Raw genomic sequence first — 303 nt, 5'->3', positions numbered from 1 at the left:
CGGTAAAGCAGTGGGTGCTTTGGCGAATTTTTATCGTATTCAGCCAGAGCAAATTCTGGTTATTCATGATGAATTAGATTTACCACCAGGCGTTGCCAAAATTAAGCAAGGTGGCGGACATGGTGGGCATAATGGCTTGAAAGATATTATTGCTCAACTGGCAAATAATAAAAATTTCTACCGTTTGCGTATCGGCATTGGTCATCCGGGAGATAAGAATTTAGTAGCTTCTTATGTTCTCAATAAGCCTTCACCAACAGATTGGCAATTAATTGACCGCACTTTAGATGAGGCTACAGATTC

1 protein-coding gene is annotated in these 303 nt (G+C 40.6%); it reads left to right on the top strand.

Annotated elements, in window-relative coordinates; translation table 11 throughout:
* A partial coding sequence (gene pth / locus EII42_RS12735; RefSeq protein WP_233558428.1) for an aminoacyl-tRNA hydrolase occupies positions 1 to 303 on the top strand: 303 nt, incomplete at both ends.

This window comes from Tessaracoccus sp. OH4464_COT-324 (genome assembly GCF_003932855.1).
Taxonomy (GTDB): Bacteria; Actinomycetota; Actinomycetes; order Propionibacteriales; family Propionibacteriaceae; genus Arachnia.
Note: the sequence above shows the minus strand (reverse complement) of the source record. Positions and strands in the feature narration are given on the sequence as shown.